The organism is Geomonas paludis, assembly GCF_014193585.1.
Classification (GTDB): domain Bacteria; phylum Desulfobacterota; class Desulfuromonadia; order Geobacterales; family Geobacteraceae; genus Geomonas; species Geomonas paludis.
Window position 1 is genome coordinate 61,717 of record NZ_BLXY01000012.1, and the last position, 17,022, is coordinate 78,738.

19 protein-coding genes are annotated in these 17,022 nt (G+C 65.4%); all 19 read right to left on the reverse strand.

Features of this window, described 5'->3' with window-relative positions; translation table 11 throughout:
* Positions 1-2: 2 nt before the first annotated feature.
* Positions 3-761 carry a flagellar type III secretion system pore protein FliP gene (gene fliP / locus H7687_RS18495; protein WP_246404997.1) on the reverse strand — a complete coding sequence of 253 codons (759 nt, stop codon included), beginning with the start codon at positions 759-761 and terminating at the stop codon, positions 3-5.
* A complete protein-coding gene (gene fliO, locus H7687_RS18500) occupies positions 758-1,228 on the reverse strand; it encodes a flagellar biosynthetic protein FliO (RefSeq protein WP_183350139.1) in 471 nt (156 codons plus the stop codon). Before fliO ends, fliP begins: the two co-directional genes overlap by 4 nt.
* The gene (gene fliN, locus H7687_RS18505) at positions 1,225-1,530 is read right to left on the reverse strand and encodes a flagellar motor switch protein FliN (protein WP_183350141.1); all 306 of its coding nucleotides are present in this window, start codon (positions 1,528-1,530) and stop codon (positions 1,225-1,227) included. The genes fliO and fliN overlap by 4 nt, the downstream gene beginning before the upstream one ends.
* Positions 1,527-2,504, reverse strand: coding sequence for a flagellar motor switch protein FliM (gene fliM, locus H7687_RS18510; RefSeq protein WP_183350143.1), 978 nt, complete (start codon positions 2,502-2,504; stop codon positions 1,527-1,529). The genes fliN and fliM overlap by 4 nt, the downstream gene beginning before the upstream one ends.
* A gap of 12 nt (positions 2,505-2,516) precedes the next feature.
* Positions 2,517-3,047 (reverse strand): flagellar basal body-associated FliL family protein, encoded by a 531-nt coding sequence (locus H7687_RS18515; protein ID WP_183350145.1) that lies wholly within the window; start codon positions 3,045-3,047, stop codon positions 2,517-2,519.
* 577 nt (positions 3,048-3,624) lie between these two features.
* A complete protein-coding gene (locus tag H7687_RS18520; protein ID WP_183350147.1) occupies positions 3,625-4,509 on the reverse strand; it encodes a flagellar hook-basal body protein in 885 nt (294 codons plus the stop codon).
* A 100-nt stretch (positions 4,510-4,609) separates the two neighbouring features.
* The gene (locus H7687_RS18525) at positions 4,610-5,002 is read right to left on the reverse strand and encodes a TIGR02530 family flagellar biosynthesis protein (RefSeq protein ID WP_183350149.1); all 393 of its coding nucleotides are present in this window, start codon (positions 5,000-5,002) and stop codon (positions 4,610-4,612) included.
* 1 nt (position 5,003) lies between these two features.
* Positions 5,004-5,669: a flagellar hook assembly protein FlgD gene (locus H7687_RS18530; RefSeq protein WP_183350151.1), complete on the reverse strand. Its 666-nt coding sequence runs from the start codon at positions 5,667-5,669 to the stop codon at positions 5,004-5,006.
* A gap of 13 nt (positions 5,670-5,682) precedes the next feature.
* A complete protein-coding gene (locus H7687_RS18535) occupies positions 5,683-7,773 on the reverse strand; it encodes a flagellar hook-length control protein FliK (protein WP_183350153.1) in 2,091 nt (696 codons plus the stop codon).
* 100 nt (positions 7,774-7,873) lie between these two features.
* Positions 7,874-8,368 (reverse strand): MotE family protein, encoded by a 495-nt coding sequence (locus H7687_RS18540; RefSeq protein ID WP_183350155.1) that lies wholly within the window; start codon positions 8,366-8,368, stop codon positions 7,874-7,876.
* Complete coding sequence (fliJ, locus tag H7687_RS18545; RefSeq protein ID WP_183350157.1) at positions 8,365-8,805, reverse strand: flagellar export protein FliJ; 441 nt, start codon at positions 8,803-8,805, stop codon at positions 8,365-8,367. Before fliJ ends, H7687_RS18540 begins: the two co-directional genes overlap by 4 nt.
* Before the next feature lie 70 nt (positions 8,806-8,875).
* Entirely contained in the window at positions 8,876-10,201 is a 1,326-nt protein-coding gene (fliI, locus tag H7687_RS18550; protein WP_183350159.1) for a flagellar protein export ATPase FliI, read from the reverse strand.
* Entirely contained in the window at positions 10,191-10,904 is a 714-nt protein-coding gene (locus H7687_RS18555) for a FliH/SctL family protein (protein WP_183350161.1), read from the reverse strand. The genes fliI and H7687_RS18555 overlap by 11 nt, the downstream gene beginning before the upstream one ends.
* Positions 10,891-11,883: a flagellar motor switch protein FliG gene (gene fliG / locus H7687_RS18560; protein ID WP_183350163.1), complete on the reverse strand. Its 993-nt coding sequence runs from the start codon at positions 11,881-11,883 to the stop codon at positions 10,891-10,893. Before fliG ends, H7687_RS18555 begins: the two co-directional genes overlap by 14 nt.
* Before the next feature lie 29 nt (positions 11,884-11,912).
* Complete coding sequence (gene fliF, locus H7687_RS18565; RefSeq protein WP_183350166.1) at positions 11,913-13,484, reverse strand: flagellar basal-body MS-ring/collar protein FliF; 1,572 nt, start codon at positions 13,482-13,484, stop codon at positions 11,913-11,915.
* A gap of 126 nt (positions 13,485-13,610) precedes the next feature.
* A complete protein-coding gene (gene fliE, locus H7687_RS18570) occupies positions 13,611-13,925 on the reverse strand; it encodes a flagellar hook-basal body complex protein FliE (protein ID WP_183350168.1) in 315 nt (104 codons plus the stop codon).
* A gap of 16 nt (positions 13,926-13,941) precedes the next feature.
* Positions 13,942-14,379, reverse strand: coding sequence for a flagellar basal body rod protein FlgC (gene flgC / locus H7687_RS18575; protein ID WP_183350170.1), 438 nt, complete (start codon positions 14,377-14,379; stop codon positions 13,942-13,944).
* A complete protein-coding gene (flgB, locus tag H7687_RS18580) occupies positions 14,379-14,801 on the reverse strand; it encodes a flagellar basal body rod protein FlgB (protein WP_183350172.1) in 423 nt (140 codons plus the stop codon). The genes flgC and flgB overlap by 1 nt, the downstream gene beginning before the upstream one ends.
* Before the next feature lie 114 nt (positions 14,802-14,915).
* Complete coding sequence (locus H7687_RS18585) at positions 14,916-17,003, reverse strand: tetratricopeptide repeat protein (RefSeq protein ID WP_183350174.1); 2,088 nt, start codon at positions 17,001-17,003, stop codon at positions 14,916-14,918.
* Between the last annotated feature and the right edge of the window lie 19 nt (positions 17,004-17,022).

The following is a 17,022-nucleotide window of genomic DNA, read 5'->3' on the forward strand; positions in this document are numbered from 1 at the left end:
GGCTATCCGAAGCTCTTCACCAGCGATCCGATGACCAGTCCCCAGCCGTCCACCAGCACGAACAAGAGAATCTTGAAGGGGAGCGATATCATCACCGGCGGCAGCATCATCATACCCATGGACATGAGCACCGAGGCGACCACCATGTCCAGCACCAGGAACGGGATGAAGATCAAAAAGCCGATCTGGAACGCGGTCTTCAGCTCGCTCACCATGTAGGCGGGAATGAGCGTCATGGTCGGGATGTCGTCGGCGTTGCGCGGCCTGGGGAGCTTGGAGAGGCTGATGAACAGGCCCAGGTCCTTCTCGCGCACCTGCGACAGCATGAACTTCCTCAGGGGCGCCACGCCGCGCTTCAGGGCCTCCTCCTGGGTGATGGTCTGCGCCTTGTACGGCTGCAGCGCCTGGGTGTTCACCTGCTGCCAGACCGGGGCCATGATGAAGAAGGTGAGAAACAGCGACAGCCCCACCACGATCTGGTTGGAGGGGGCCTGCTGGGTCCCCAGCGCCGACCGGAGAAAGGAGAGCACCACGACGATGCGGGTGAAGGAGGTGGTCATCATCAGCAGGCTCGGCGCCAGCGAGATGATGGTCATCACGAAGAAGATCTGCAGCACCACGGAGACGTCGGCCGGCTTGCTGACCTTGCCGACCCCGACGCTGACCGTGGGAAGGGAAAGCGGCTCCGCGCCCGCGGTCGCCGCCAGTATCAGGGATAGAGCCACCAGGAGCAGCGCCCCCAGTATCTTTTTATGTTTCACGCAAACCCACCGCTTTTGCCGAGTTGCCCAAGCGGCGCCTCCTTACGGGGGAGCCCGCCGGCGAGAGCCTCCAGCTTCTTCCTGAGCTGGCCCGGGATGAGCGCCGCGGCGCTTTTCTCCTCGACCACCTCGATCTCTTCCAGCATCTCCACCTGCTTGATCAGGCTCACCCCTTCGCCGCTGTTGGACAGGAGCAGGTATTCGCCACCCACCTCGACCAGCATCAGCGACTTCTTGGGGGCCAGGTGCTTGGTCTCCACCACGCGGATGTACCCCGCCGACTTCCCCTGCGGCATCTTCATGAGCTTGCCGGCCAGGTAGTACAGGATCAGGATGATGCCGATCACCAGGATCAGCGATCCCGCCATCTGCGCCAGGCTCCCCACCAGGTCGGGGCCGCCGCTGTCGGCATGGGCCGCCGCCGGGAGGAGCAACGCCGCCGTTGTCACCGCCGCGAGCTTTCTCATAGCACCTTGTCCACCCTCTCGTTGGGGCTCACGATGTCCAGGAGCCGGATGCCGAACTTGTCGTTCACCACCACCGCCTCGCCGCGCGCCACCAGCTTGGAGTTCACGAAGACGTCCAGCGGCTCGCCCGCGAGCTTGGTCAGCTCCACCACCGAGCCCTGGTTCAGTTGCAGCACGTCCCGCACCAGGAGCTTGGTCCGCCCCAGCTCCACCGTGAGCTGCAGCGGGATGTCCATGATGAAGTCCAGGTTCTTCGGCTGCGGAACTTCCTTCTGTTCGTCTAAAGCGAGTTTTTCGCTCAATCTTCACCTCCTGTCAGGGTGCGGGTGATCTGTACTGCCTTGTTGCCGCCGCTTACCCCGGCAATTCCCATAAACTTCTTAGTCCCCCCCACCTTCACCACCAGTTCGTCCTTGCCGCTGGAGTCGAGCATGATCACGTCGCCGGGGGTGAGTCCCATCAGGTCCGCCAGCGATATGGTCGCGCCCCCCATCTCCACCGACATGTCCATGGGCGCACCCATGAGTTCCTCGGAGAGACGGTAGGACCAGAGGGGATCCACCACCATCATGTCCATCTGCACGCCGCGCTTCAGCTTGTCGCGGATCGGCTCGATGGTCAGAAACGGGATGGCGAGGATCATGTTGCCCACGGTCTCCTCGATCTGGATCTTCATGCTCATGGTGACCACCTGGTACTCCGGGGGGACGATGTTGACCAGGCGCGGGTTCATCTCCAGGCGCAAAAGGTTCATGCTGGCCGGACAGAGCGGCGCCCAGGCACGCTCCAGGTCGGCCAGCGCGTCCTTGACGATCTTCTCCACCAGGCGCAGTTCGATGGAGGTGAAGAGCCGGTTCATCCCCTGCCCCGACGGCACGCCCGACCCGCCGAGGATGCTGTCCACGATGGTGAACACCAGGGTGCTGTCGAAGGCGATCAGCGCCGCCCCCTTCAACGGGTCCATCTTGTAGATGGCCATGCAGACCGGGGACGGGAGCACGCTCAGGAAATCCCCGAACTTGTAGGGGACCGCCTCCTCCTTCTTGATATCCACCATGCGCCCCAGCCGGTTCGACATGGTGACGCGGTTGTAGCGGATGAAGCCGTCGTAGACGATGTCCAGGTTCGGGATGGCGCGGTGGGCCTCGATGTCGAGCAGGTCGAACTGCTGCGCCTGGGGCCCGGCCTTGGCCAGCTCGTTGTCGGGGACCAGGGTCCCGTCGAAAACGGCCGCCACGAGGGCGTCGATCTCTTCCTTGGTAAGGAGCTTTTCCATCGATGGCACCTTTTACTGCACCACGAAGTCAGTGAAGTAAACCTTGGTCACCTTGCTGGGCGGGACCACCTTGGAGACCGCCGCCAGGATCTGCTCGCGCAGCTGGTTTTTCCCCTGCAGGTCCTGGATCTCCTGCATGGTCTTGGTGGTCAGAAGGATCAGGATGGCGTCACGCAGCGGGGCGAGCTTGGCATCGAGCTCTGCCTTCGCCTGCGGGTTGGCCATCTCGAATTCGACCTTGAGCTTCAGGTAACGCAGCTCCTGGCCGTCGTAGATGTTGACGATGAAAGGCTCCAGGGGATAGACGGTGCCGCCGCCGGCAGCCGCCCCCTCGCCTCCCTTGGCGGGCGCGCCGTGCTCGCCGCCCCCTTCCGCCTTGGCTTCCACCTTGGCCCCTTCGGGCGCCTTTTCCTTCTTGCTCCCCCCCATGAAGAAGGCTGCCGCCCCTCCGATGGCAAGGACCGCTACCACGGCGCCGATGATGATGAAGAGCTTCTTGTTGTTCTTTTCCGGGGTCTCTTGCGGCTTCGCCGGTTCGGCCATGCTGGGTTCTCCTTTTTGAAACAGCTCAAGCTGGTGTATTCGATCTGAACCACCTTGCAACCCAAGTGCCAGATCCGTAGCACCGCGCCAGATATGCCTTGAGGAGCCGTTGCCGGGGGGCGAAAAGGGGCGGGTAAATCGTTATGTTACGGAATCTTGCATGGTCAGCGCAGATATTGCCGACGGTGGGGGGAGAGGGGTAAAAAAAGGACGGGGTCAACTTTTTGACCCGCATGCGGGGGCGACGGAACCTCGACACGGCCCGGCCAGAGGGCGCACGGGGGGCCCGGGCGGGAAGAAAGGGCCCTTGAGTGGATTACAGGGAGAACTGCTATTGGTCCCCCCTCCCGTCAAGGAAGGGGGTGCCCTGAGTGCTCATGTCCCGGTATGCGCGGATCACCGGGAAAAAACGGGTGAACCGGGCGCACCGGTGCCGTGACGCCCGGAACCGGCGGTGCTTGTGCCGGTGCGGGTCGGAGATCCGGCCGGCGGGGCCGGTGTCAGAGCTTCGACGCCGGGGGCGCCTTTGACACGGCAAGGATGAGGGGCGCGGCGTGCGCCGCGCCCCCTGCTGCCGTTAGCGGATCAGTTGCAGGACTTCCTGCGTCATCTGGTCCGTGGTGGTGATGGTCTTGGAGTTGGCGGAGTAGGCCCTCTGCGTGATGATCATCTTGACGAATTCGCTCGCCATGTCCACGTTGCTCTGCTCGAGGGTGTTGGAGAGGATCTTCTCGCTGACGCCGTTGGGCTTGTTGGCGGCCAGGGAGAAGCCGGCCCCGGAGACGCCGGCGTCGGCGGTGGCCTGGTACAGCGAGCCCCCTTGTTTGGTCAGCGCGGTCGGGTCGGAAGCGGTGACCACGGCCAGGCGCTGCACGGTGGCGGCGTTGGCAGGGGTGGCGGCGACGCCGACGGCGCCGGAGGTGTTGTAGTAGTTCTGGGTGATGCCGTCGGTGGCGAGATAGGTGATCAGGCCGGAGTTGTCGATGCTGATGATCTTGCCGAAGTCGGTGGTCGGGGCGGCGCCGGAGTTCAGAAACTTGATCGGGTTACCCTGGGTGTCCAGCACCTGGTAGCCGTCCGGGTTGACCAGGGTCAGGTTGTTGTCCACCTGGAAGGCGCCGGCACGGGACAGGAAGGCGGAGCTTTGCGCCGCCACCGGCACGGTAGCGGTCGGCGGAGCGAGGGCGAAGAAGCTGTTCCCCTGGATGGCGAGGTCGGTCACGTTCTCGGAGCTCTGGGTCGAGCCCTGGCTGAACACGTTCTGCACCACCTGCATCTGCACGCCCTTGCCGATCTGGGAGCCGCCGCCGATGTTCTGGGAGAGCATGTCGGAGAAGAGGGTCCTGGCCCCCTTGAACCCCACGGTGTTGACGTTGGAGATGTTGTTGCCGATGACGTTCATCGCTTCGCCGTTTTGCAGCAGACCGGTAACGCCGGTAAACAATGCGGAAGTAACACTCATTTTTTTGCCTCCTTAGGCTTGGTTGTGGGACTCCTCAGTCGGTCGGTGTCCCGCGGGCTTTCCTTCTGGAGGGCCAGCCCGTTTCAGTTGTCGTTTGCGGTTAGAAAAAAACTGCCGAATCGATGTTGGTGAAAACGGTCCCCTTCATCCCCTGACGATCCATGGCGGTCACCACTGTCCGGTTTTTGACGCTCACCACCAGGGCCGCGTCGCCCATCAGGATCAGCGATTCCCGGCCACCCTTTTGCGCCACGCTGTCCACCGCCCCTTCCAGCTGCTTCATGTCGGCGTCGGAGAGGGTGATGCCGCGGGACTTGAGCCGTTCCTGGGCGTGCTGGGAGAGCCTGACCGGCTGCCCCGGCAGTTTCTGGTCCAGGACCTGGGCGAACGGGGTACTGCTGCCCGTGCTCTTGGCGGCCGGCTTGGCGCCGTTTTGGTTCGGCTTGACCGGCGCCTGGATCGGTTGGGGAAACAAGATGCTGTTGTCGATCATCTTAGGCTCCCTCGGTCACCGAGTTGACATCGGTCAGGTTTACTTTCAATGCCCCGATGGAAAGCACCGGGGTGCTGCCGGACATGTCGACGCCGTTCACCTTGCCCCGCACCAGGCCGGTGGCGCTGATGGCGCTACCCGCCGCATCCTTGGCGGAGACGGTGAAGCTGTAGGCGCCCGGGGTGAGGGCAGCGCCGGAGTTGTCGGTGCCGTCCCAAGTGACGCTGTTGTTGCCCGAGTTCTGGGCGCCGCCGGTGATGGTCTTGACCACCTTGCCGTTGGCATCGAGGATGGAAACCGTCACGCTTTGCGCGCTCCTCCCCAGGTTGTAGTTGATGGCGCTGCTGCTCCCCGAGGCGAGTTCCACCTGTGAGCCGGCCGCCTCCACCTGCTTGCCGATCAGCGATACCGCCGCCAAGGTGCCGGCATTGCTCCCCTGGCTCAGCAGGTTCTGCAGGTTGGTGTTGGTGTTGTAGGCCTGCTCGACCTGGGTGAGCTGGGCGAGCTGCGAGATGAACTGGGTTCCGTCCTGGGGATTCAGGGGGTCCTGGTTCTGCAGCTGGGTCACGAACAGCTTCAGGAAGTCGTCCTTGTTCATGCCCGTCGCCTTTTTCATCGCGGCCGCGGCCGAGGCCGTGGTTGCTGCGGATGTTGCGTCGGTTATCATCCTTACCTCCTTGTCAGAATCGTACGTCGAGCAGGCTGTTGACCTCGGCTGTCAGATAATTGACCCGGGGTGCATCCTGACCGTCGTAACCTGCGCCCCTGGCGAATCTCTGGGGCTGTTGCTGCCGCTGGTTGCCCCGCTCCTCGTTGAGGGGGCCGTTGAACCCGCCACCGCCGGTAGAGACGTTGAACCCTTCCATGGTGAGGTTCTTCCCGGAAAGGGCCTCGCGCAGCGAGTCGAGGTTGCTCATCAAGAGGTCCTTGACCATGCGGTTGTCCGCCTGGACCTCCACGTTGAGCCGGTTGTTGTCCATGCGCAGCTGGATCTTCAACTCGCCCAGCTCGCCCGGGTTCAGCCTGATGCTCATCTGGCCGTTCCCCTTGCCGTCGTGGGTCACCACCCCTTCCCTAATCTGGGAGAGGATGCTTTCGTGCAGCTGGCCCTTGGCGCCGGACAGCCTGGTTTCGCCCGGTACCGCTTCCGCCGGGGTCCCCTGCGCCGTCAGTCCCACGCCCAGCATCTGGCCGTTCTGATTTTCCTGCCCTTTCTGGTGCGACTGTCCCTGCTCGCCCTGGGTGCCCGAGGCATCGCGCGCCGCCCCCAGTTCGGACACGGTGTTGACAGTGGCCGTCGTTGCACTCTTGGTGCCGGAAACGTCCTCACCCGAAGGTTTGGCCACGTTTACCTGCTGGGCCTGCACCGCTTCCCGCACCTGCTTCCCGGTCACGGCTTCGGCCTGGTGTGCGTCCTTACGCTGCGGTTGTGCCGCCTGCTCGACCTGGCCGGCCTGCCCTTGGGATACCGCTGCCGTTTCTCCCTGCTGTTCCGGTTGCACCTTCACCTGGGGCGCTGCCGCCTCGGGCTTGGTCTCACGGACCGTGGCGCCTTTGCTGTCGGGGTTCGCCATGGCGGCCGTTTCAGGAGCCGGGGTCTGCAGTTGCGGGGTCGCATCCTGCTGTGCTGCTGTGGTCTGCGTTACTGCCTGGTCCTGCTGCGCCGGCGCTTGCTCCTGCGCCGTCGCCGCGGTTGCGGCATCGGTTACCGCTGCGGGCTCGGCCTGGGTCCTGACCGGCATGGCCACGAAGCGCCCCGCGCCGGTTTCCTTGGCGGCCAGATGGGTGGCTGCCACGGTCTGATCGGGCGTTACCGCTGTTTTGGCGGCCTCCGGCAGGACCGGGGCTTGCTGCCGCTCGCCCGCTACGGGCGCAACCTGCGCCTGGGGCGTCTCAACCTGCGCTCCTTCTGTTGCGCCCGTCGAAGGGACCACCTGGACTTTCCCCGGTGCCGGGGAGAGCTGTGCCTGCTCGACCTTCTGGCCGGGTTGGCTGCCGGTGCTGCCGGTGGCGGTCTGTTGCTGCGTTTGCTGCGTTTGCTGCGGTTGCTGCGGTTGCGCTGCCTGCTGCGGCAGCTCCGGTTGTGCCTTGCCTGCGCCTGCCGTTACCGGCGCCGTCTCCGGTGTGGTCACCGGTGCCGCGTCCGGCTGCATGCGCTGCTGCAGGGTGGCGAGCCTTTCCAGCGCGGTGGTGCCTGCCGCCGCGTTGGTCTCTTCGCTCCTTGCCGCCACCGTGGGCTCGATCACGGCCATGGCCACGACCAATCCCGGGTTCGGATCGGGTTGCGCTTCCGGGACCGTCCCGGTTGCCATCGTTGCTCCCTCCCCGGCAACGGTTGCCGGCGGTGCCGGTTCCGTCCCCGCGTTTTGCGCCACGTTCCCGGCGGCCTGGGCGGCCGGGTCCTGCACCGCTGGCGCCGCGTCCTGGTCCGGGTCGGCCTTGCGGGCCTGCTGCTTGACGTCGACCGCTGCCTTGGCCGTGGCCGAAGCCTGTGCCGCAGGGGTCGCTTTCTCCCCGACCTGCGCGTGGCTTTCCTGCGCCTGTGCCGGACGGGCCTTGTCGTCGGCCTTTTGGGCATGGGCAGAGGATTTTGCCGGACGCTCAGGCGTCGGCCGTGCCGGCGTCTCGGCGGGTTTGTCCGGGGTCTGCCTCCCCTGCAGCAGCTGCTGGAACACCCCCGCACCGGGGGCTGCCGCTGCGCTTGCCATCCCGCTTTGCGCCGCTGGGGCCGGGATGGCGTCTGGAATGAATGCTGCGTTTTGAACCATCATGTACGTGTCACCTCCTTTTGCCTGAAATACGGCTGCGCCGATACGCAGCCGGCCGGAATCCGCCGCGGCGAGCGGCGGTTCACAGTGAGGTCAGCCCGGGTCACTTCCCGGCCAGGTTCAGCCTGGTCCACTCCAGGACCCGGGGCTGGTTGATGAAGGGGATCAGCTTGACGGCGGTCTTCTGGTCCATCTGGTTCAACATCTGGATCACCATCTTCTCGTCCAGCTTGTTGAGCAGGTTGCCCGCCTCCTCCGGTTTGAGCCCCTTGTAGATCTTGATCATCTTCTTGTAGCGGTCGTCGTCCTGCTTCTTCTTGGCGGTGAGCGACTCCTCGATCCCCTTCTTGGCCGCGTTCAGCTCCGCCACCCGGGCGTCCAGCTTGGCGGAGAGCTGGTTCAGGGCCGCTTCCTTGGCGGCCAACGCCGCCTCCTTCTGCGCCAGCTGCTGCCGCTTGGCCTCCAGGGCCGCGCTCTCGCTGGAGATGTTCCGGGGCGGATTCTTCACCTCGGCCGCCTGGGCGATAAACACCTGGCGTTCGTTCCATAACAGCGGCAGGGCCACGAGCAGCACCAGCGCGCCTATCAGCTTTTTCACTTATGCCCCCTCCCCTGGACCGCTATCTCGTCCAGGAAAGCGCGTTCCCGGTTCAACTGCTCCATGCGCAGGTCGCGCATCTTCTTCTCCTTGAAGACCTCGAGCGCCTTCTTCTCCTTGGCCGCGGCCAGAAGCGCCTCGCGCTTTTCCTGGACCGCCTTCTCAAGCACCACCAGGCTCTCCCGCAACTGCTGGATCTCCTGGGCCTTCCTGCGCGAGAAGTCGCCGTAGAGCTGCAGGTCCTTGGCCTCGATTCCGGTCATCTGCCGCTGGGCGCATTCCTGCTCCAGCTGCTCCATCATGGCCTTTTCGTTCCTCAGCCGCTCCCTGGCGCTCTCGTGCTGCTGCTTGGCCGCCGCGAGTTCCAGCTGGTGCATCTTTTCCACTTCCTTGCGGAACTTGAGCACCTGTTCGAGCCTGAATTCCTGTCCTGCCATGGTGTGCTCCTCCCACCTTCGCCAAGGCTACGGTGGGCAAGCCCACACCGTAGAACTTTGCTTCGGTCTGCTAATCGTTCAGGCTTCCTACCCCGAAGATGCGGGCCAGCGCCTCGATCGATTCCTCGAAGGTGACCTGGTCCGCCACGTCCTGCTTCAGGTAGGCGATCATCTGGTCCATCCGGGCTATGGCGAGATCGATCTTCGCATTGCTCCCCGCCTTGTAGGCGCCGATGTTGATCATGTCCTCGGCCTGCCGGTAGGTGGCCAGGGTCTCCTTGAACTGCCCGGCCAGCGCGCGGTGCTCCCGGCTGGTCACGTCGCTCATGACGCGGCTCGCGCTGTTCAGGAGGTCGATGGGTGGATAGATGTTGCGCGCCGCCAGCTCGCGGGTCAGGATGATGTGCCCGTCCAGGATGCTGCGCATGGCGTCGGAGATCGGCTCGTTGAAGTCGTCCCCCTCGACCAGGACCGTGTACAGGCCGGTGATGCTCCCCCCCTGGAAGTTGCCGGTCCGCTCCAAAAGCCTCGGCAGCGCGGCGAAAACGCTCGGGGTGTACCCCTTGGTGGTGGGGGGCTCGCCGATGGCCAGCCCCACCTCGCGCATCGCCATGGCGAAACGGGTGGCGGAGTCCATCATCAGGAGCACCTTCTTCCCCTGGGCCTGGAAGTACTCGGCGATGGTGGTCGCTATGTAGGCGCCGCGCATCCTGACCAGCGGGGGCTGATCCGAGGTGGCCACCACCACGACCGATTTCCTGAGTCCTTCCGCCTGCAGGTCCTTCTCGATGAATTCCCTGAGCTCACGGCCGCGCTCGCCGATCAGGGCGATCACGTTGACGTCGGCCTCGGTGTAACGGGCGATCATGCCGAGAAGGGTCGACTTGCCGACGCCGGAGCCGGCCATGATGCCGACCCTCTGCCCCTCGCCGCAGGTGAGAAGACCGTTGATGGGGCGGATGCCCAGGTTCAGGGGCTTTCTTATCGGGCGCCTCTTCATCGGGTTGACCGGCAGCGCGTAGATCGGGTACTCGTCCACGGTCTCGATGGGCCCCTTGTCGTCGATAGGCTCGCCCAGGCCGTCGATGACCCGCCCCAAGAGGGCCGGGCCGACCCCCATGGCCGCCTTCTCGCGCCGGACCGAGATCACGCTCCCCAGTCCCACGCCGCGCAGCTCGCCCAGCGGCATCAACAGGGTCTTGTTCTCCCGGAACCCGACCACCTCGGCGGGGATGGAGGGATGCCCCTCGGAGTGCACCTCGCACACGCTCCCCACCGCGGTCTCGGGGCAGTACCCCTCGATGACCAGGCCGACCACCTGGGTCACCTTGCCGTGAAAGCGCACCGGCTTGGCCGCCTCGACCACCGGCAGGTAGCGCGCCAGATCAATCCCCACTTTCTTCTTCCTCCCGCCGCGCGTTGCGCTCCTCGGAGAGCCGGCGCATGATCTCATCGAGCTGGGCGTCCAGGCCGGCGTCGATGTTGCCGCGCACCGTCTCCACCAGGCAGCTGGCCGGCCCCAGGGTCGGGTCCTCGCGCAGCGTCATTTTCTTGCGGTCCCGGGTCAGCGCCTGGAACTGCGGCGAGTAGGCAACCACCTGGTATTCCTCGGGGTTCAGCCGCACCACGATCTCACCTTCGTCCGCGGCCAACTCCACCGCCCCGTGCACCAGGCCGGCGACCAGCCCCGGGTCCAGGGAGAGCTCGCGCATCATCACCTTGCGCGCGATCAGCACGGAGAGCTTTAAGAGGTCCTCCTCCGCGTCGTGCATGAGCTGGGCGCGCAGGGCGCCGGTGGAGAGAAGCGCCTGGGCCAGCGCCTCGCTCACCTTGGCCAGGTCCTCCTCGGCCTGCTGCCGCCCCTTCTTGATCCCCTCGGCGTGCGCCTGCTGGATCCTTCTCAGGGCCTCGTCCTCGGCGATCACGGCGGGAGGGGCCTCGGGTTCCTCTTCTTCCTCGACCGGAGGGGCTTCCTCGCCGCCAAGCTGGATGGGGCGGAACACCTCCTGCCCGGCCGGGGGGACCAGCACCGCCCCCAGCGGTTCCAGGGTGTAGGCCTCGGAGTCCACCCCCTTCCTGATGATCTTAGACGAGGACATCTTCCGCCCCGCGTCCCGCGATGACCACCTTCCCTTCCTCCTCCATCTTGCGCACGATCTTGATGATCTCGCTCTGGGCCTTCTCCACGTCGGAGAGGCGCACCGGACCCATGACCTCCAGGTCCTCCTTGATCATCTCGGCCGCGCGGCTGGAGATGTTGCGGAAGATCTTGTCCTTGACCTCGTCCACCGAGGTCTTCATGGCCAGGGTCAGGGTGTCGTTGGAGACCTCGCGCATGATGGACTGGATGGCGCGGTCGTCCAGCTTGAAGATGTCCTCGAAGGTGAACAGGTGCTTCCTGATCACCTCGGCCAGCGGCGGGTTCATGGTGTCCAGCTTGTCCAGGATCTTCTTCTCGCGGCTGCGGTCCAGGTGCGCGAACATGTCCACCACCTTCTCCACGCCGCCGACCTTGAAGCGCTGCACCCCGCCCAGGGCGGTCAGCTCCACCCGGATCACCTCGTCGATCTCGGAGAGGATCTCCGGGGAGACCTGGTCCACCTCGGCGATCCGGATCACCACCTCGGCCTGCAGCTCCTGCGGCAGAAGGGCAATGATCTCGCTGGTCTGCTTGGGCTTGAGTTTTGCCAGCACAACGGCGATGGTCTGCGGGTGTTCCTGGGAGAAGAAGTTGGCGATGGTACGCGCGTCCATGGTGGAGAGGATGTCGGCCATGTCGCCGATGCCGGAGGTGCGGATCTCCTGCAACAGAGTCTCCGCCCGCAGCGGCCCCAGGGCCTTCTCCAGGATCTTCTTGACGAACTCCTCCCCCTGGGAGAAGAAGCCGGTCTCCGGATTGGTGATGTCGGTGAACTCCTCCACCACCGAGGCGATCTCCTCGCGCGGTACGTGGCCGAGCTTGGACATGCTCTGGCTGATCCGCTTGATGTCGCCGTCGTCCATATGCCCGAAGACCTTGGCGGTCGCCTCGGGGCCCAAGTATAAAAGGAGTACGGCGGCCTTCTCGGCTCCGGTCATGCTGCACCTCTAAAGGTCATGGTTCTCATCTAGTCCTTGCGCGACAGCCAGTTCTGCAGGATCTGGGCGGCCTGGTAGGGGTCCTGCTTCACCTTCTCCACCAGCTCGATCTGGGTCACCCGCATCTTCTCCTGGGCGATCTTCTGCATCTCGAGCATGTGGGCGGTCTCCGCGTCGTCCTGCACCGGGAGGAACGACGTGGCGGGCCTCTCGCTCTTCAGCATCTTCAACAGCGGCCGGAGCACGAACAGGATCAGGGCCAGGAAGCCCAGGCCGATCAGGCCGTTCTTGATCAGGGTCTGCACGACGGGGGCGTCGTACCACTTGGGCGCCTCGCTGCCGCCGTCGCCGGTCTCCTGGAAGGGGATGTTGGCCACGGTGACCTGGTCGCCGCGCTCGGCGTTGAAGCCGACGGCGCTCTTCACCAGCGCCTCGATCTTCTGCATCTCGTCCGGGGTGCGGGGCTGGTACTTGGGCGTGGCACCCGGTTTCGCCCCCACCGGAAGGTCGTATTTCCCGTCCACCAGCACCGCCACCGACACCTTGGACAGCGCCCCCACCGGCTCGATGATGCGGGCGGTGGAGCGGCTCACCTCGTAGTTCAGGGTCTCGTCGGTCTTGGAGCCGCCGCCGCTCTGCCCGGGGGCCGCCCCGGGGGCGCGGCCGAGGTTGGTCTGCGCTCCGGGAACGCCGGAGGCGCTGGTCGTGGTGCCTCCCTTCTCCTCGCTTCTCTGTTCGCTTCTGACCGCGGCGGATTCCGGGTCGTAGCGCTCCTCGTACTTCTCAACCTGCTTGAAGTCGAAGTTCGCGGTGACCCGCGCCACGCACTTGCCGGAGCCGACCACGCGGTCCAGAAGCGACTGCAGCTTGTCCTCCTGGGTCTTCTCGAAGTTGCGCTGGGTCTCCTGGCGCGAGCCGGTCAGCTTGCTGGCCGGGTCGGAGGGGGTGTTGCCGGAGAGCATCTTGCCCCGGCTGTCGAGAACGGTGATCTGCTCAGGGTCCATCCCCTCGATGGACGAGGCGACCAGGTGCACGATCCCCTGCACCTCGCCCTCCCTCAGCATCCGGTTCGACTTCATCTTCAGTACCACCGACGCCGTGGCCGGCTTCTCGGACTCCTTGAACAGGGTCTTCTCGGGGATGGCCAGGTGCACCCGTGCCGACTCGACGCCGGCGATCTGGGAGATGGTGCGGGACAGTTCGCCCTGCAGGGCGCGCTGGTAGTTCAGCTTCTGCACGAACTCGGTCATGCCGAAGTTCTTGCGGTCGAAGATCTCGTAGCCGATGCCGCCCCCCTGGGGGAGCCCGTCACTGGCCATGGAGAGCCTCAGGTCGTACACCTTGTCCGAGGGGACCAGGATCGCCTTGCCGTCGGCGGCGATCTGGTAGGGGACCTTCTGCTCTTTCAATTTTTTGACAATCTCGCCGGCGTCGTCGCTGTTCAGGTTGGCGAACAGCGGACGGTAGTCGGTCTTGTTGGCCACGGTGATCAGCGCGGCGAAGGCGAGCAGCGACGCGAGCGCGACCCCCGCGACGACCATCCGCTTCCCGGTCGACATGGCGAGAAAAGGTTCCAGCAGTTTTTTAAGCCCTTCCGGCATGGTGTCTCCAAAACAAAGATTAAGACTGAGATTGAGACTGAGAAAAACCCTGGCCGGCCTTGAGCCGCCCGGCGCTGATGTTGAGGACGCCTCTTCTCAATCTTTACCTTAATCTCAATCTGCCTTTTATACCGGCATCCTCATGATCTCCTGGTACGCCTCGACGGCCTTGTTGCGCACCTGGGTCAGCATCTGGAAGGAGACGCTCGCCTTTTCCACCGCGAGCATCACCTCGTGCAGCCCCTTGCTCTCGCCGGTGGCGAGCGCCTGGATCGACTGGTCCGCGGCGGCTTGCTGCTGGTTCACCTTGGAGACCATCTCCTCCAGAAACTTGCCGAAGCCGACGGTGGGGTTGCCCTGCGTCCCCTGGATGCCCTGCGTCTCCTGGGCGGGAAAAGCCTGGGAGAGTCCGCCTACCTTGGTAAGTGCCGATATTTCCATGTATAACCTCCGTTACCTAGCGCAGCAGGTCGAGCGTCTTCAAGGCCATGCTCTTGGCTGCATTGGTCGCCGTTATGTTCGCCTCGTAGCTGCGGCTGGCCGTGATCATGTCCGCCATCTCCTCGACCACGTTGACGTTGGGATAGGCCACGTAGCCGTTGGCATCCGCGTCCGGGTGCCCCGGCTCGTACTGCAGCCGCGGGGGACGCTGGTCCTCGTTGATCTGGGTCACCTGGACGCTCCTGGCCTGGTTGGCGCGGGAGAGCGCGGCGCCGAAGGAGTTCCCTTCCTTCACCGGGGTGGCGGTGAACACCGCGTCCTTGCGCCGGTACGGTCCCCCCTCCGCGGTCCTGGTGGAGTTGACGTTGGCCAGGTTGGAGGAGATCAGGTTCATCCTGGTGCGCTCGGCGGCGAGGGCCGAGGCGCTGATGTCCATGGAAGTGAAAAAGTCCATTATAAGGTACCCCTTATGGCCTGCTTCAGCCCCTCGAACTTCTTGGCGAGGAGCTGCACGCTGGCGTTGTACATGATCTGGTTCTCGGCCAGACGCCCCATCTCGGCCTCCAGCTCCACGCCGTTGCCGTCGGGGGCCATGTTGCGGGAGCTCACCTCGACCACGTCACCCTGCACCTTCTCCAGGGAGGCCGCGGAGGCCCCCTTGAGCGGGATGTGACGCGGGTGGGTCACCGAACCGGCAGCGGGGCCCTGCTTCAGGGCGCTCTTCAACTGCCCCTCGAAGGAGAGGTCGGTGCTGGTATAGCCCGGCGTCTCCACGTTGGCGAGATTGGCCGAGATCATGGTCTGGCGCTTCGCCCTCAGGTCCAGGGTCTTGCCCAGCAGTTCCACGGTGGTCCCGAATATTCCTTGTACTGGCATCTCTTCCTCCTTGGTCGCCAAGCTGCAACAGCAAAAGGCGTACCACCCACGGCCGGCCCGTGTTATCGGCAGGTTACGCCGACGGGCCAAGACCGGGTCATCTTTTTGACACTGTCAGGGGAGCTGGCCGGCGATCTTCATGCGCCAGTTGAGGTCGTTGAGCGCCTCGGAGGCAAGCCTGCCCCAGGTCCCCCCGAGCCCGGCCGCCTTGTCCCAACTCGCCCTGGCCTGGCGCACCTCGCCCAGCTGCAGCTGCAGCTCACCGGTCTGGTAGAGGAACTGGCCGCTCATCTCGCCGGAGGCGATGCTCCCCCCCACCTGGCAGGCCGCCAGGGCCCGCTGGTAATCCTTGCCGGCGGCAAGCGCCGTGGCCAGGGTGAAGTAGCCGTCCGGGAGGAACGGGTCGTCCCGTTTGGCCGCGGTCGTGAAACGGGACAGGCTGCGCACCGCGCCGCCGTGATCCTTGGCGGCCGCAAGCGCCTTGCCCAGGTAATAGTCGCTCTCCGGCAGCTGCGCCCTGGCGCCCTTGCCCCCCAGGAAGGCGAGTTGCGCCGCCGCGCCGGGGAGGTCGCCCCGCTCGAAGGCAAGCCGCCCCAGCTGCTCGCGCACCCGCCCCAGGTTGGGGTCGCGGGGGAAGCGGGCCAGGAAGTCGCGGGCGGTCGCCTCGGCCAGCGGCACGTTACCCAGGGCGACGGCGTCGTCCACCATGCGGGCCATGAGGAACGGCGCGCTCCCGGCGGCCCAGTTCTTCTGCTGCAGGTAACCGAAGAGCTCCAGTTCCTTGGCGGTGGCGCCGGTCTTCTCGAAGGCCTGGGACACCCTGGGGGCGAAGCCGGGGTCGGCGAAGCAGCGGGCCAGGTACTCCCGGTTGTCCAGGGCGAGTTGGACCAGCCCCTGGTCGTTGCCAGCGGCGGCGGTCTCCTGGTACACGGGGAGGAGGATCTCCTCGCGCATCTTCTTGATGATGGTGCTGAAGATGCCGCGCGGGTAGCGCCGGTCGTAGGTGACCACGGTCTCCAGCGCCTCCTTCGGTGAGGCGTACAGCGAGAGGAGCAGCGTCATCTTGAACAGGGCCTCGTCGCGCGAGGCGGGGTCCCCCGGTTCCTGGTAGACCGCCTGGTACTTGGCCAAGAGTTCCCGGTAGCGGTCGCGGGAGAGGGTGAACAGTTCACGGTCGGCAAGCTTCAGGCGCGCCCTGCCCGCCGCGGGGCTCCCGGCCGAATAGACCACCACGCTGCGGTACATGGCCAGGGCCGCCTCTTTCTGGCCGTTGCGCTCGGTGAGGTCGGCCAGGCGGTTCAAAAGCTCCGCCTGGTAGGGGGTGCCCAGGTAGCGCTCCATGAGGCGCAGCAGCATGGCGCGGGCGGCGGGGAAGTTGCCGGTGCGGGCCAGCGCCTCGGAGTAGGGCTGCAAAAGCTCCGGGGACTGCTCCAGGTACTGGGGCCACAGCCCCTCCCCCTGCCGGAAGTAGGAGAGGGCATCCTGGTGCCGCCCCAGCCGCTCCAGCGCCTCCCCCAGCCGGTAGCAGGCCAGCGCCTTGGGAGCGGTGGCCTTGTTGGTGAACATGGAGAAGACGTTGACCGCCTCCTCGGCCCGGTCGCGGTACAAAAGGCTCTCCCCCTGCTGGAACAGGAGCGCTTCCCCCTCGGGGAGGAGCCCCTTGAGCACCTTGCCGTCGGTGGGGGCGAAGGGGACCCCGCCGGGATCGGCGTCGAAGTCGCGCACGAAGCGCTCGGTCCCGGAGAGGATCGGTTCGCGCCCCGGGGCGATGTCCACCCGCGCCGCACGCTTCACGCCGGGACCTATGTCCAGCGACAGGACGCTGGGGTTGGCGCAGGAGACCACCTGGACCCCGGGGTCCGCCACGCGCAGCGGGATGGAGACGCTGAGCACGCCGCGCACTTCGGTCGTGGTGATGCCGGCCAGTTGCTTGTCGTTCAGGGCGCGCAGTTTCTTGAAGCTGGGGGAGTCTGCCCCGCGCACCTCGAGCCTGACCCGCCCGGGCAAGACCCGCAGCGTGTAGTCGGGGGGGGACTGGAAGGAGAGGTTGACCCTGGTGAAGCCCTGGCGGGGGTGCACCGCGATGCGCAACAGGCGGTTTTCCTGCTGCGCCAGGGCGTTGTGCGGCAGGGCGCAGGCGAGCAGTATGGTGACGAGCCCCAGGAAAAGCCCCGGGCCGGGTATGCGCAGCGTAAAGGTCATGGGGGAGTACAAGGCAAAA